The 14,559-nt window shown below is 44.9% G+C and carries 13 protein-coding genes; 3 read left to right on the top strand and 10 right to left on the bottom strand.

The genetic code is table 11. From position 1 onward, the window contains the following. The first annotated feature begins 263 nt into the window (after positions 1 to 263). A complete protein-coding gene (locus AC1ECB_RS12615; protein ID WP_485669013.1) occupies positions 264 to 569 on the top strand; it encodes a type II toxin-antitoxin system Phd/YefM family antitoxin in 306 nt (101 codons plus the stop codon). Then, positions 538 to 888, top strand: coding sequence for a type II toxin-antitoxin system RelE/ParE family toxin (locus tag AC1ECB_RS12610; RefSeq protein WP_485669012.1), 351 nt, complete (start codon positions 538 to 540; stop codon positions 886 to 888). The genes AC1ECB_RS12615 and AC1ECB_RS12610 overlap by 32 nt, the downstream gene beginning before the upstream one ends. A 407-nt stretch (positions 889 to 1,295) precedes the next feature. Here the strand turns inward: AC1ECB_RS12610 and AC1ECB_RS12605 are convergent, their stop codons facing one another. The 10 genes from AC1ECB_RS12605 to AC1ECB_RS12560 form a co-directional block, all read right to left on the bottom strand. Further along, complete coding sequence (locus AC1ECB_RS12605; RefSeq protein WP_485669011.1) at positions 1,296 to 1,769, bottom strand: OmpH/Skp family outer membrane protein; 474 nt, start codon at positions 1,767 to 1,769, stop codon at positions 1,296 to 1,298. An 818-nt stretch (positions 1,770 to 2,587) separates the two neighbouring features. Next, entirely contained in the window at positions 2,588 to 3,436 is an 849-nt protein-coding gene (locus tag AC1ECB_RS12600; protein ID WP_485669010.1) for a hypothetical protein, read from the bottom strand. 11 nt (positions 3,437 to 3,447) lie between these two features. Then, positions 3,448 to 4,632 (bottom strand): type II secretion system protein GspD, encoded by a 1,185-nt coding sequence (locus AC1ECB_RS12595; protein ID WP_485669009.1) that lies wholly within the window; start codon positions 4,630 to 4,632, stop codon positions 3,448 to 3,450. A 142-nt stretch (positions 4,633 to 4,774) separates the two neighbouring features. Then, positions 4,775 to 6,343, bottom strand: coding sequence for a hypothetical protein (locus tag AC1ECB_RS12590; protein ID WP_485669008.1), 1,569 nt, complete (start codon positions 6,341 to 6,343; stop codon positions 4,775 to 4,777). Positions 6,344 to 6,353: 10 nt separating this feature from the next. Then, positions 6,354 to 7,535 carry a glycosyltransferase family 87 protein gene (locus AC1ECB_RS12585; protein ID WP_485669007.1) on the bottom strand — a complete coding sequence of 394 codons (1,182 nt, stop codon included), beginning with the start codon at positions 7,533 to 7,535 and terminating at the stop codon, positions 6,354 to 6,356. 20 nt (positions 7,536 to 7,555) lie between these two features. Beyond that, entirely contained in the window at positions 7,556 to 8,218 is a 663-nt protein-coding gene (locus tag AC1ECB_RS12580) for a PHP domain-containing protein (protein ID WP_485669006.1), read from the bottom strand. A 1-nt stretch (position 8,219) separates the two neighbouring features. Then, positions 8,220 to 9,191, bottom strand: a complete 972-nt coding sequence (locus AC1ECB_RS12575) for a lysylphosphatidylglycerol synthase transmembrane domain-containing protein (protein ID WP_485669329.1) — start codon at positions 9,189 to 9,191, stop codon at positions 8,220 to 8,222. Then, complete coding sequence (locus AC1ECB_RS12570) at positions 9,181 to 10,263, bottom strand: DUF362 domain-containing protein (protein WP_485669005.1); 1,083 nt, start codon at positions 10,261 to 10,263, stop codon at positions 9,181 to 9,183. The genes AC1ECB_RS12575 and AC1ECB_RS12570 overlap by 11 nt, the downstream gene beginning before the upstream one ends. Next, positions 10,260 to 11,450 carry an AarF/UbiB family protein gene (locus AC1ECB_RS12565; RefSeq protein WP_485669004.1) on the bottom strand — a complete coding sequence of 397 codons (1,191 nt, stop codon included), beginning with the start codon at positions 11,448 to 11,450 and terminating at the stop codon, positions 10,260 to 10,262. Before AC1ECB_RS12565 ends, AC1ECB_RS12570 begins: the two co-directional genes overlap by 4 nt. Before the next feature lie 11 nt (positions 11,451 to 11,461). Next, positions 11,462 to 12,424, bottom strand: a complete 963-nt coding sequence (locus tag AC1ECB_RS12560) for a decaprenyl-phosphate phosphoribosyltransferase (protein ID WP_485669003.1) — start codon at positions 12,422 to 12,424, stop codon at positions 11,462 to 11,464. A 469-nt stretch (positions 12,425 to 12,893) separates the two neighbouring features. Between AC1ECB_RS12560 and AC1ECB_RS12555 the strand changes: the two genes are divergently transcribed. Beyond that, positions 12,894 to 14,207: a hypothetical protein gene (locus tag AC1ECB_RS12555; RefSeq protein WP_485669002.1), complete on the top strand. Its 1,314-nt coding sequence runs from the start codon at positions 12,894 to 12,896 to the stop codon at positions 14,205 to 14,207. Positions 14,208 to 14,559 lie beyond the last annotated feature (352 nt).

The raw sequence follows: 14,559 nt of genomic DNA, 5'->3' as shown, positions 1-14,559 counted from the left end.
AACGCTAAAGGACGCCGAGGGAGTTTACTTATTCTGAGTAGGCAAATTTTACAGCTTATGTTTTCCTTGGCGTCCTTTGACACTCTTGGCGTCCTTGGCGGTTTAACACTTCCTCAAATATTACTGAAATTAGTCGTTACGCCTGTTCGCAGTCTGGCGTTACCTTGTCTGCTTGCTAGTCTCTTTAGAATATCGGAAAATTGATCTATATATTTTCCGAAAGATAAGATATACTAAAAATAAAGAGGAAAGAAGGTTAAGCCATGGTTAAAACAATTATTCGTCCAATTAGCGAGTTGTCCAAAAAGATAGCCGATGTTGAGGCGTTTGTTATCGATCAAGACACGCCTGTCCACCTAACTAAGAATGGATCTAATCATATGGTGATTATGAGCAGCACTCATTACGAAAAACTGTTGTCCAAAATCAGTATGTATGAAAATTTACTTCGCTCCGAAGCTGAAGTCCGGCAAGGTAAATCATTACCACTAGACATAGCTATAGGCGATATTGATCTGTATCTAAAGGAGCGCTTACATGAAAAGTCAGGACGGCAAGTATCGAGTTAATATTACTCCGAATGCCGTGGCTATTATCAAAGAGATAATGGATTTTTACATTGATGCTATTAATTACCCAATAGCTGCTAAAGAATTTAGGGATGCGGTTTATGAAAAACTACAGCTAATAGAAGAGATTCCCTATATGTATGGCATACCGGAAAATTTGCCTAATTTCACAGAGTTAGGTTATCACAAAGCACCGGTATATAAGCATCAGGTGATTTTATACTTGGTCGATCAGAGTCAAGAGAAAGTACACATCGTTTATGTCGTAGACACTCGGCAAAATCTCTGGTTGGCCACCCCCATAAAACTTTTAAAGTAAAGAAAGTTAAGTTTATTGAACCACAGAGACGCAGAGACCGCAGAGGGAACGGTTTGACATGCATTTCCTTCTGCGTACTCTGTGTTCTCTGTGGTTATACATAAGGCCCGAATTTTTATCGCCAAGGACACCAAGGAACGCTAAGGACGCCAAGGGAGATTATTTATTCTGAGTAGGCAAATTTTATAGCTTATGTTTTCCTTGGCGTTCTTTGAGGCTCTTGGCGCTCTTGGCGGTTTAACACAAATGTGGCCGGGGCGTAAGCTTTATACAGAAAGAAAGTTAAGTTTATTGAACCACAGAGACGCAGAGTAGGCAGAGGGAACGGTTTGACATGCATTTCCCTCTGTGTTCTCTGCGTCTCTGTGGTTATACATATCCCACGGCATAAACTGTGCCGGGTGGGGTCATAATGATCCCGAATACTCCGAGAAAAAGCAAGGTGAGCGATAATGTGCTGATTTTTTTGCTTCATTAAATATAGTTTTGGACACAACCATTGTCAGGCCTTTGGCTTCCGCCACTTCCTTGACGGCGGCGTTGATTTTGTCGGTGATGGATTTCAACAGTTCCTGGCGTTTTTGGGCTACGCGCTGTGTGAGTTGCAGATCCAGGTCCTGCTTGTCCTTGTCGCTCAGGTTGGCTGATTTCTCGGCAAATTCCTTTTTCGCCTGTTCGGTTTCGGCCTGTAAAATTTCATTCGCATGCTGCGTATCCGGATGCTTATCTAACAGCAGTCCGGCGTTGACGGTACCGACCGCCGACGCTGCAGTCTTGGCATAGGCTGTACTGGGCTGGAGTGCAATTATCCCCAGTATCCCGAGAAAAAGAAATGTAAGCGTTACTACGCTGATTTTTTTTGCTTCATTACATATAGACATAGTAGTTAATACCTTCTTTCCTGCCGTTAAGGCATAATTTTTACCGCCAAGGATACCAAGGAACGCCAGGGACGCCAAGGGGGTTTACTTATTCTGAGCAGGCAAATTTAATAGCTTATGTTTTTCTTGGCGTTCTTTGATTGTCTTGGCGTCCTTGGCGGTTTAACACTTCCTTCAAAGCCTTGCATGTCCACCTTGGGGATGTTGTAGTAATGGGTATGCCCGTTAAGGCCCGAATTTTTACCGCCAAGGACACCAAGGAACGCTAAGGGCGCCAAGGGAGATTAATTATTCTGAGTAGGCAAATTTAATAGCTTATGTTTTCTTTGGCGTTCTTTGACACTCTTGGTGTCCTTGGCGGTTTAACACAAATGTGGCCGGGGCGTAAGCTTAAGGTGAAACATGGGGACAGGGATTTTGTTTCCAAAATAATATCTGTTGGGTTTATCTATTTCCGGGTGAAACATGGGGACAGGGATTTTGTTTCCAAAATAATATCTGTTGGGTTTATCTATTTCCGAATGAAGGATGTAGAGTTGATTCTTCTTCTAATGACGTATCTGTTCGGTAAGACGAAAAAGGACTAGAAATTGAATTCTATGGTTGTCGTATAAAAAAGCGCTATCGCGTCCTTGAGGATACGGCTCTAACCGCAGAGTACACAGAGAGCGCAGAGGGGAGATGTATATCGAGACATTCCCTCTGTGTACTCTGCGCCTCTGCGGTTCAAAAAACTTATAATTTCTTATCTTATAAGAAACTACGCCAAACTGGCGTCAATTGAGAGTGACGCCAGTTTTTTAAAATTACTTATGCCGCTAGCGTATGCCTGCATATGGATTCTTAAGGTACGTTATTGGTTGGCGGTGATTTCCATGAACACGCCTTACCAGTTCAGCCGGTTTAGCCAGCCAGTTGATTCGGTTATATTCCCACATCCAAGGCGCAGTTGCATCAAAATAATAATAACTATCAAAGTAACCCCAACGGTTAAAAGTACGGCTTTGGCCGATGTCGTTACAACGCTGCCATAATTCTTTCAAGTCAACTAACCGGTAGACGGCACTTGACGCTGTACCGGTTTGACCACCTGTTCCCGGTACTTGTTTTTCCGGGGGGAGCGGGCAAATCCCGCCAGGACCCGGCGCTTTTTCGTTAGTCTTAACTGGCGATATTTCATGAGTACCGGCACTGACTACCAAGCTAGGATGTCCAGCTTCGAGCCGTACATGGGAACCGTTGCATTTCAGCCACTCATTATGATTATAAACCAATAGTAATTCTAGCTGCCCGGAACCTTTTTGCACCACAGCCAACACCCCGGCCATGTCATGCTCATGCTGGACTTTACCTATATGACGAGGATAGTAAAGGTAATAGCCGATAAAATAATATGTGTCACTTTCCACCAGAGAATAGTACACAGCTGCGCTGGGAGGGTAGTACGGCAGGTTTTCCCAATTGTTATTCATTCGCCAATCGCGGTCAAAGTTAGCTACAGTAAAGATATTTTCCCGCGACAGCGGGTTTTGGTCGTTATCCTGTTGATGAATAACCGGCGCCCACCGCAAAATCACGGCGGCGTCACTTGTAGCGCCAGCCTGTACTGAGGTAGTAAGCAATACTAGTAGAAATAATGCCGTCGTCAGAGCATGTTTCATAGTCATAGCACCTTCCCTCATGGATTAATCAGTTTGGGGGTAATTAGGATAATCAATTCGCTTTCATGGACTTCTCTATTTGTTGAGCGAAAGAACATCCCAACTAAAGGTAAATCACCTAACAGGGGAAATTTGATCGTATCACTGGTTTTTTGCCGTTGGATCAAACCGCCGAGGACAATTGTCTCGCCGTTTTTTACCCGCAGTGTTGTTTCGGCCTGACGGGTCCGGATATTCGGGTTGCCACTGGTGGTAGTGTCTGTTTTGTTACTGACTTCCGGTTTGATAATGGCCGTTATGGTACCATCGGTGTTGACAGTGGGGGTTATTTCCAGTTTGATGCCGACCTCAACGTAAGTTACGGTGGTGACTGTAGTGCCGCTGGAAATTTGCGTGCTTTCCACCGCTAACTTGTCACCGATGAGAATTCTGGCGGTTTGACCATCCAGGGCAGCAATGCGGGGACTGGCCAACAAATGGCCTTTTTTGTTTTCTATCAGACGATTAAGAGTACCCTTGAGATTGATGCCGTATTCTGGATGATTGGGAATACCGAGGGTGATGCGAAACGCACTGTTGTCGGTAAGCGCAGTTTCCGTCAGCCCGTTGACAGTACCCCAGTTGATGCCAAGATTTCTCAGGTTGTCGCGGGATATTTCGACTGCTTCGGCTTCAAATATGACCTGACGCGGCGGGATATCAAGTTTCGTTAGTATAGCTTTAACAGCGGCACAGTCGTCATCACTGCCTGTGACAACCAGCGTCTTATTTACAAATTCCACCTTGATTTGGTTATCGGGAAACAGCGTGGCGAGCATGGGTTTGACTTGATCTGCTTTTACATATTCCAACTGCACGACCAAAGGTGATAACCCGACGGCTGCCAAGGCATCGGGGGTGGGTTCAGGTACATTTTGCGGCGCAGTCGTAGTAGGCTGTCCCGCAGGGTTAGACGCGGGATTATTCGGTGCAGTTGCAATTGGTGCATTTAAAGCGGGCGTAGACGAGCCGGCATTCAGCGGAGCTTGTCCCGCAGGGTTAGCTGCTGGAGTTCCTGGTGCAGCTGCCAATGCTGGATTGGCCGTGGGTGGCGGTGATCCAGCATCCGGCGGCGCCGCAAAAGCAACAAATGGTATGATAAAAAGTAATAAACCCAAAATGAATAGGCAGAAAGTTGTCCTCTGGTAATGTTGCAAAACCAAATTGCTCACCTCATTTCTATTAGTGAATAGTAAGTGTACAGAGCATCTCTCTGCTGTAGCGGTGTATGACCTAAGCCCAACTTCCATAGGACTAATCGTCTAGGCAAGCCTCCTTTAACTGCAATTTTGATTACCCTTAAGTTCAATATACTGTTAACTTAACTCCGACAGGTAAACTATCTTTAAACTGCAGCAGCATGGGTTTGACCTTTTCATATGAATTGCTATCTAAAGCATAAAAGGTTACGTAGTTAGAAGCGGGCGTGATTCTTTCCTTGCCTAGTTCCATTACGGCCACAGGTTGCCAGGTGTAAGGTTTATTTCTAAACCAGGAATCGTAAATAATAGCTAATTTTACATTGTGCTTGCCGGCGAGCTTATCCATCCAGGCGGAATCTGTTGCGGCTTGTCTGGATTTGAGTGCTTCTAGTGAAGCCAGCCCCCATAAGTCTAATACATAATTGGGATTCTCGTAAGCAACCCAACCCAGATCATTAATGGCAACAGGTGCCTTATAATAATAGTTGACAAATCGGTGCATTTGATATTGTTGCTCAAAAATATTATTGGCGGCAATTGCTGTTGTTGCGGTAGTTTTCCAGGAATTGAATCCAATCCCGCAACATATGATTAGCAAAACCAGAGTATAGGTAACTGGTGAGCTTTCATCAAGTTCCTTATAGAGGGCATTATAGATTTTCGATAAAGCACCTCTGAAACTGTAAATGATACCCATGGCAGCTGCACTTACAATGTACATATCGTAACGATAATACCACCCGGAATAACCGAACAGCATATGCGCAATTACCGCTGTACCAATAATTAAAGCAAGATATTTATCTGCTGCTTTGGTATGGAAGCAGTTATAAAGTGCTAGCATCAAAACTGAAATTAGAAAAATACTAACAGGTACAAATGCTAAATGACTAAGCAAAGTATCCATGACAGCGGCTAAATGTCCTTTTTCCAGCAAAGCAGATTTGGCGATAATCGAACTGGGCCAATACCCAAGACCTAATGTATGCAGATAAGCCGAAAAACCACTGACTAACGCAACCAGTAGTAAACCACTGCTAACTGCTGCTAACCAGTATCTCTGGGCAACAAGACAGACTATGGCGGGCAAGGACAGAGCTAGATTTTCATACCGCACCAGCGGCCCCGCTATTATGGCCAGCACCAGCCATCCGGGAACCCGCTGTTCCCGGAGCGAAATTATTACCCCATACACTACCAGTAGTGAAATATAGACCTGGAGCGAGTGCTCCATACCGGTAAAAGCAAGACCAATTATATTGGTAATAAATACGATAGCCATTGTTGCTATTATTGTTAGCAACGTTTGCCGCTGGGCATTAGCTGCGGTAAGCAGCATACTGAATAGTTGGGTATACAGGTAAACCGTGCCGAGACTACAAATAAAATTAATAATCAGTGGCACATAATCAAACCAGCCGGCGCCGGAAAAAACTGCTAAAATGAAGGGCCAGATGATACTGGATGAGGGCGCGGAGTATTCAGTTAAATTTATTCCATAGTGACCGGCAGCAATATTTTTTGCCAAGGCCATATGGATATAGGGATCATCCAACGTATAGGAAAAAACGCCGGAATTTAGATGCAAAATATACACCAATTCTGCCAAGTAGATGACCGATAAAATGACAATATTAATATACAGTGCTTTTGTTTTTATATTAATCATCATAATCATCTCCCTAAATTAATTTGTTTTTTCGGTCAGGCTGTAACCTTAGCCCCAATATACTGCGCCTTAGGGCCAAAACTAACAATATTAATAAGATAATAGGTATTATATGAAGGTTAGTTAAGCGGGCAATCGGCGAATTTACCAACGGCATAAACCAAGCAAGTAACAGGACTATTTTTTCATAGGGTAACCAGCCCTGATTAAGCCCCTCCCAACCGTACCAAGCGATGCTAAGACCTAAAATAGTAAGATCATATTGGTAGGCGTAAGGAGTAGCAAGGAAAATGCTAACAGTCAGGATAATATAGGCCAGCGGGAAGCTTCGTTTGTACCACACCCAAGCCACAGCGATAACGGCAACAGCCGTAACCACTGCTTGTAGTCCGTAAGCTAAAGGAACAGAAAATCCGAAGGAACGCGCCATAGCAAAAACTGTTGTCATTTGGTACCAGGGTAAAGAGCCTATTTCTAATAAGTATTGGGCCACAGGCAGGGTACAATAGAACGTTTTCCAGCTGGCAATCCCATATACAGCTATACTAACTATAATTAAGGCTGCTGCTGATGCGCAGGCGGCGATAAGTGCCTGCCATTTTCTCGCGGCAACTAAGGCAATCACTACTAAAAACGCCAGGTGAGGCTTATATACCAGTAACCCTAGTATTATACCGGCAAGTACAGGTTGTTGCTCAAGCAATAACAGTCCCTGACCGAGCAGCAAGGCACTTAAAAAGCCATTCTGGCCGCAAATGAAATTCTGGAATGTTCCGGGAAAGGCCAAAGTAAGTGCCACAGTAGTGGGATGAGGGGCAATTTTGCGCACAACCATGATATATCCGGCAAGAGTGATAGCAAGCCAGGAGAATAAAGCTGCTAAATAAGGCAGAGTGGCGAAATAGGTCACCAGTAACAAAAACGTTGGCGGATAATACCAGCCTACAGTGTTAGTTCGCCCGGTAATTTGCTGTTCAACCGCGCATAAATCTTTGCCGTCATAGATGCCTAACACGTCTCCGGACAACAGTTTATGGGAGGCCGCGTAAAAACAAATGAAGTCGCCGCCAATGACTTTTTCGTTCCTGTCTATCATACCCGACCCGGTAAATACCCAAATACTAAAAGTAACTACATAAGCTAAAATGAACCCCCAGGAACAATAACGAATGGTAGTTGCGTTTAACAGTGTCATGCTGCCAATAACTCCTTTGTCTATTTTGGTAAGCCGATGGCACACTTCGCTTTAAACAGCTTAGTATAGCAATGCACCATAATACTACTCTTGGTAAACTTTATGAGTGAATTAGCTAAATTCCCTAAGAATGTGGCGGCGTCGCTAAAGTCGCCGATTGCTACATAACTACAGCCGATTTCCCAAGTCGTATGACAATCACTGCCGACCGAGATTGGCTTATGCTGCTGGCTGGCAAACCCGGCGGCTTTTTTATTATCCTGATTAAAAACATTCCGGGCATTATAGGCCTCAATAATGTCAACATAGCCGATGATCTGCGTCAAGGCCCCGTAACATATCGCCGACTTGCGCCAGCGGTCAAAAGGATGAGGCACACATACCAAACCGCCTTGTTCTCTGATGGCCTGCACTGTTGCCAGCGCAGATAGTCCTGGGGGAATTTCCTGCTGGAGAAAATACCCGATTATTTCGCCTTGTAGGGTGTTTATTTCTTCACCGACGACTACTTTAAAGGGAGCCTGTTCACGTAATTCCAGCGCGCCCCTAATAGTGTTGTGATCAGTAATGGCTACGGCGTCCAGTCCTCTTGCCGGGCAAAGCCGGAGCAAATCGGCAATTTTGATACCACAGTCCCGGGAATAGAACGTATGTACATGACAATCCATATTGATTCGCTTCATGCTAGTCAGACCTTGCGTTAAGGTTAAACCTGCGCCAATTGAGCAGCAGGGTCAATAGCCCTAAGAACACGCCGAACCATAATGTGCCAAATCTGGCAAACAACGTCGCCCCGGCAGCGCCGGTAAAGTCTATCCCGCAACTGAGCAGCAGACCAATCATACTGCCCTCGGCGACACCTAAACCGCCTGGGAGCATGGAAAGCCCACCAGCGATAGAACCCAGTGAAAACACAAACATCGCTACCTGTAAAGAAGAAGCAGTACCAAAACCCAACAATATATAATACAAGGCGATACATTCGCACAGCCAGGATATGACGCTAATTAGAACTGCTTTGAATAGCAAACCACTCCTACTCAATAGATAAGCACTTTCATACATATCTCTAAATAGCCGGGATTTGCGGTTTATCATGGGGATATTTTCAAGCCCCTGGAGTAAAGCCATTGCCAGCCGGCGCCATTGTAATACCAAGACGATGCCTAATGACAGGAGTAGTCCGACGATGATAAAGGTTTTTCCGTAATTAACGACACTGGCTGCCAGGCTTGCCAAGATCAGCATAGCAATCAGATCTGTCAGCCGTTCCGCAATTATCGTCGGCGCGCTACGGCAAAAGCTGACTTTGTGCTGCTTCAACAACAGGTACGATTTCAAAACCTCCCCGACCTTTCCTGGCGTAACTGCCATGCACAAGCCGGAAAAGAAAACCCGGGCGCTATCCTGCCAGCCGATCCTGATGTCCAGTTCTTCAAGATAAAGCTGCCATTTTAAAAATCTCCCCAGGTAACCCATCACTACAAACGCCAGAATTTGTGGTGCATAATGCCAGCCAAAGCCTTTGACCGCATTGCCAATTTGCCCGACATCGCCCCACAGCGCCAGACCGGTTGAGATGATAAGCCCCAGGACTAAACCAATGATCAGCTTGTTTTGCAGACTTTTAATAGTAATGCTGGTTTCATCCCTCATAGTGTTCAAATAACTGCCCCCATCGCATATTTTTTTTGAAATGTTCCATCTTACGCTTGCCTTTGAAGGGCCACCACAAGTAGTCGTGATAGAAAAATGAGCCAAAGATGAACAAATTCACCAGCGGTGTTCTGAATAACAGGTTTTGTAATGATCTCAGCGGCCCAAACCACACCACATCGCCAAAGCGGGAAGCTAAATTATCCCCGACCCGGAATTGAAAGTTCACCTTTTCCACATCTTCGCCAATTACTTCGATCTTCCGAAAGTCGCCAATACCCAGACCGCGTTCCTGCGCCAGGCGAATGTAGGGAATGTCCAGCGGTTCAAAGCCCATCATTTTACTGGCAACTGCATCAATCGCCACCTGATCAGCGCTGGCGAGAATATAATCCTTCTCAATCGGAATCATAGTGCGTGGCCCCGGGCCATTGCCGCAAACTGTGCCATCCATCACGGCAAAGACCCCCGGATGGATCTCTTGTTGAATTTGCAGCAAATCAACCAGGGTCTCGTGAATGACACTGTGTGTATAATGCCGTTTAGTGTTTAGCAGCCCGCCAAAGGCGTTTTTCATGGCGCCGGTGGTAGTTGTATAAATGTGACATTTAACTGTCGGCAAATGCACAACGTTTTTGCCATAAAAGTAGTCGGGAATACGAATACCTTCCGGGAAAACCTCGTGTAATGCCAGCAATTTTTCCTTGGGTTGATGGAATACCCATTTCATATCAGCATCTTTGAAGTTATACAGCACCGGAATATTATATTTCTTGAATATAGGAAGATATTTGTTCAGCTTTTCGCCTTTAAAAGCATTTGTTACCACAGTCTCGTTTTGAACACACGAAATTTTCTTAAAACCCTGCTGCTTGAGTCCGAGAATGGTTCCTTCCAACTGCCAGGGCGTGGAATTGGCACTGAGATAGGGGAAATGCCAGGAGATGTTATCCTTTAAAATTGTTGGAACAGTAGGGTCGAGAATACCGTTAACATTTGCTTTTCTTAGTAATTGTTGATAATCGTTAAGTACTGTTTCTGGCTTAGTCTTCATTACAAATACTTTACTCATGTACATAGCCCCCCGGAGTTATCAGTAATTTTCAGCATATTACGGCGCCAGTTATAGGCCAGACGGTGCTTTTGCGCGTAATAGTATAAGCCATGCACCATCCGTAAAAAAGTTAACAGGACAGGAGGAATAGTAAAGGGCTGATGAAAATTGGCAGACGATAAAATAGTATTGATTTTATAAGCCAGCCGCCAACTACGAAAATCATAATCAGCATCTGTATAAAACGGCTCAAACATAACGGTAATGATATCGCCAAGTACCGGCTGATATTCTGCCAATACCTCGTCCCCAAAACCCAGCACCCGGAGGTGCTTTTTTAATTGGCCCAGATCACAAGCCTGCATTACAATAGCTGCCAGGCAGTTGCGCTGCTCAGTAGTAAATTCCAGTTTGCTGCCAAAGTCCAAAATTGTCAGTTCAGGCGTCTGCCTGGTGCCGGTAACAAGGAAATTTCCCTGATGCGGATCGGCATGGATCATACCTAACCGCCAAAAAAGCTGAAGCTCAAAATTCCACAGTAAATCGTAAATTTGCAGCTTTTGGTCACAGGCAGCATTTGCTAACGCCTCATCCAAAAACACGCCGTTCACCCATTGACTGACAAGCACTTCCGAATTACATAAGGCAGTGATTGGCCGGGGTACATGGATGTGGGAGTCTGCCGCAAAGGTCTGAAAAACCCTGGTTTGCGTATGCAGTTCCTCGTGGTAATCGCATTCCTCCAGCAACTTTCCGGAAATAAAGGCAATCGTATCCAGCAGATAATTACCGCTGGGAAGGAAGGGCTTAGCTAAATAGGTCACGGCCCTTAGTACTTTAATATCACTGCCAAGCTTCCTGGCGATATGGGGATATTTAAGCTTCACGGCAATATCGCCATATTCCCTGGTTTGCACCTTAAATACTTGTCCGATGGATGCCTGAGATATATTTTGGGGCGCAGTGATAGGGGCTACACCAAGCTCTGCCAAAATACAGCTTATGTCACGGAATTCGCTTGTCCCTTGATTGCAAAGAGTTTGCAGGACTTGTGACGCTTCTCCCTCATATAACGTTAAATGCTGACCTAACTTTTGGGGAAAGCCATGAAATTCGCCCAGGGAATTTACTAACTGCCCGGAGTGTAAGTTACGCTGCAGGCGTAACAACAATAGCAATAGTTTTAAACTGCGTAAATAGTACATAGTATCACTCCTTAGCTGAAAGTATTGAGAATTACTAATACTGTGGCCCCATATAACAGCACCGTAAACAGGATGGGCTTGTCCTCTAATAAGATTCTTTCCGGAGCACCTCCTTGTCCTTTGACGTGTATTAGATATAGATAACGGAAAATACCATAGATAACTAAGGGAATAGTCAGCATAAGCTCAACTGGTTTGCCGGAGGTAAAGGTATACAGAGCATAACTCATAATGGTAGCAGTAGTAACAATGCCGCTGAACTTGTCCAATAGTTCGGTTGAATAATGCAGCAGCACTGGGCGGTGTACACCTTTGCTGTCTGCCGGCAAGTGCAGCTCATGACGCCTTTTGCCAATCGCTAAAAACAGGGCTAATAACAAGGTGCATAATAAAAACCATGGCGTCAACTGAACACCGATTGCCAATCCGCCGCCAACCGCCCGCAGGACAAATCCGAAGGCGATTGCCATAATATCCAGCAGCACAACGTTCTTGAGCTTAAAAGAATAGGCGATATTTATTACTAAATAGGTTACCAGCACTAAACCGAAAGACTCTCTTAAAGTAAAGGCGTACATACAGGTGCCGAGGGCCAGGACAATTCCCAGGAATAGACCCGCATAGGGATTTAGTTCGCCAGAAGCCATTGGACGCCGGCACTTCTGCGGATGCAGCCTGTCAAGTTCGCGGTCGACAAAATCATTTAGAATGTAGATGCTGCCTGAGCCTAAACAAAACAATATAAATGCAGTTAGACCTTCCAAGACCTGTGTCAGAGTAACGTTGGAAATTGAAAATAGCAGTGCGCCAAGCACTAACAGATTTTTGCTCCACTGCTTCGGTCTCAAACATTTAATAAAGTTAGAGACTTGACAGTAGAAGAGGTTCTGAATAACCCGTTTTTCTAATATACCATGCGTCTCCAAACCAATCACCCCTACATAATGAATGGTAATAACAACTATTGTTGCCATTATAAACCAAGCAATGATGAAAAAAATGTCATAATTTGCGAAATTAACAAGAATAAACAAAAATAAACAAAAATAAACTAACATAAACAAATATAAACAAATTACATATTAAGAGCATGCTTGACAAGAACGTATATGAACAAATATAATCAAATTGACACAGCAAATAGAAAAAATACCAATATCAGTTATATCCTGTTGCCATAGTTTATTGCTATTTTATTATTTTTGCTTAATGCTGTTGTAAAAATTGCAGCACAAGGCTTTCCCGGATATATGATGTGGACAAGCCTTAGTGTCACAAACGATGCCTCCCAGTGTGGAAAAGATTGTCGGCCCAGCCGGGGTGATCTTTTACATTCCGACTTTTTAAATCTAAAAGGGGATGGGGGTGATTGATGTTAACTGATGTAGATTTACGCAACACCTTGGTAAAATCCGCCAAAAAAAATTTAAGGAGGCAGACAAAATGATTACGTTTAAGAAAGCTGGTAAAAAAAGTAGTAAGTTAGCCAACATGGCCGCGCTTGCCCTGGCATTTACTGTGGCAGTGGGGTCCAGCGCCTTTGCGCTGAACTATAGCGGCAGCACGTCCGGTACCGGCAACAAGCCAATAAGCTTTAGTGGCTATCAGTATGTGGACAGCACCCATATCGCGGTGTTCTTTGACAAACAATCAGGCAGTCCGGGTGAAACCATTACGGCAGAACTGTTTGATGTCGTGCCGCACGGTAGCACCGGTGATAAGGTCAGCTCGGTCTCGGTATCCACAGGCGGTACAGGCGGCCAGTATAGCGGCACCACCGACGCCTATATCACCAAAGGTACCAAAGCCACCATCACCACCACGTCGCTGAGTGCCAACACGCTTTATGATGTGGTTATCCATGGTGCTCTGGAGGATAAAAACACGCTTAGCGTAGGCAACTACATGGAAGGAAAAGACTTGACATTCACCTTCAGGACCCCTGTGTCGGGTACATCATACTCTGATACTAACCCGCTTGTCACTTTTGTGGTGGGAGACCCTGACAGCACCACAGGCGTACCGGTAGAGTCCAATGCCATACTCATTTTTGACCGGCCGCTTGCTTCCGGTTCGCTTTCGACCTATTTAAGTACTTTGAATAGTACTTCTGGACTTAATGTTGGCTTCAAAGACACCACGAGCAGTACATTCGTACCGGGCAGTCAGAGTCATAACGCGATCTCCAATAACTACGACAATGTGAACACCACCTTCTACTACCCGATGACGAAACAAAGCACTAGCACGGCGGTCTATAACCGGACTGCCGGCCATAGTTATATACTGTACCTGCCGAGCTTCACTGATAACAGTTCCCATACTTATACCACTTTCACAGACGCTCTAACAGACACTACGGGCATTACTTCCTATAGTTTAAGTACAGCTGCCACTGATTACGCCGGCTGGGAAAATACCGGTAACCCTGCCGTCAATCTAAGTGCTACCCGTGTTAGCACTACTCAAATTAACGTGTCATGGCCTGTCGATCAGGATTACTCGATTCTTCCCGATCCTGCCGGGTTTAACGTGTACTACATCGACGCCTCTAACGCTGACGGCAAATATGCCAGCATCGATTCCTGGCACAAAGCAAACGCTAGTGTGATCAGCAATACCCATAGCTCGCCCATGTCCTATTCCATTACCTCCGGTATTGAAGCAGGCCACACCTATTGGGTCCGCGTTCAGCCCACCAACAGCGACAATACGCAACCAGTAGGCTTATCCATCTCCACTTCAAGTGCTCTCTAAGTAGAACATAGTTAAAAATAACGCCCTGGTCCAGTGTGACCGGGGCGTTAGCTTTATACAGAAAGAAAGTTAAGTTTATTGAACCACAGAGACGCAGAGAACACAGAGGGAACGGTTTGACATGCATTTCCTCTTCGTACTCTGCGTTCTCTGTGGTTATACATAAGGCTCGAATTTTAACCGCCAAGGACACCAAGGAACGCTAAGGACGCCAAGGGAGATTACTTATTCTGAGTAGGCAAATTTTATAGCTTATGTTTTCCTTGGCGTTCTTTGAGGCTCTTGGCGCTCTTGGCGGTTTAACACAAATGTGGCCGGGGCGTTAGCTTTATACAGAAAGAAAGTTAAGTTT

It is taken from the genome of Sporomusa sp. 246TCP1 (genome assembly GCF_057319775.1).
This window is presented reverse-complemented; position numbering and strand designations above follow the sequence as displayed.

What these genes read in the sequence shown, in the direction of transcription:
- AC1ECB_RS12615 (WP_485669013.1), top strand. Translation starts at nt 264, where the DNA reads ATGGTTAAAACAATTATTCGTCCAATTAGCGAGTTGTCCAAAAAGATA.
- AC1ECB_RS12610 (WP_485669012.1), top strand. Translation starts at nt 538, where the DNA reads ATGAAAAGTCAGGACGGCAAGTATCGAGTTAATATTACTCCGAATGCC.
- AC1ECB_RS12605 (WP_485669011.1), bottom strand. Translation starts at nt 1,769, where the DNA reads ATGTCTATATGTAATGAAGCAAAAAAAATCAGCGTAGTAACGCTTACA.
- AC1ECB_RS12600 (WP_485669010.1), bottom strand. Translation starts at nt 3,436, where the DNA reads ATGACTATGAAACATGCTCTGACGACGGCATTATTTCTACTAGTATTG.
- AC1ECB_RS12590 (WP_485669008.1), bottom strand. Translation starts at nt 6,343, where the DNA reads ATGATGATTAATATAAAAACAAAAGCACTGTATATTAATATTGTCATT.
- AC1ECB_RS12585 (WP_485669007.1), bottom strand. Translation starts at nt 7,535, where the DNA reads ATGACACTGTTAAACGCAACTACCATTCGTTATTGTTCCTGGGGGTTC.
- AC1ECB_RS12580 (WP_485669006.1), bottom strand. Translation starts at nt 8,218, where the DNA reads ATGAAGCGAATCAATATGGATTGTCATGTACATACGTTCTATTCCCGG.
- AC1ECB_RS12575 (WP_485669329.1), bottom strand. Translation starts at nt 9,191, where the DNA reads ATGAGGGATGAAACCAGCATTACTATTAAAAGTCTGCAAAACAAGCTG.
- AC1ECB_RS12570 (WP_485669005.1), bottom strand. Translation starts at nt 10,263, where the DNA reads ATGAGTAAAGTATTTGTAATGAAGACTAAGCCAGAAACAGTACTTAAC.
- AC1ECB_RS12565 (WP_485669004.1), bottom strand. Translation starts at nt 11,450, where the DNA reads ATGTACTATTTACGCAGTTTAAAACTATTGCTATTGTTGTTACGCCTG.
- AC1ECB_RS12560 (WP_485669003.1), bottom strand. Translation starts at nt 12,424, where the DNA reads ATGGCAACAATAGTTGTTATTACCATTCATTATGTAGGGGTGATTGGT.
- AC1ECB_RS12555 (WP_485669002.1), top strand. Translation starts at nt 12,894, where the DNA reads ATGATTACGTTTAAGAAAGCTGGTAAAAAAAGTAGTAAGTTAGCCAAC.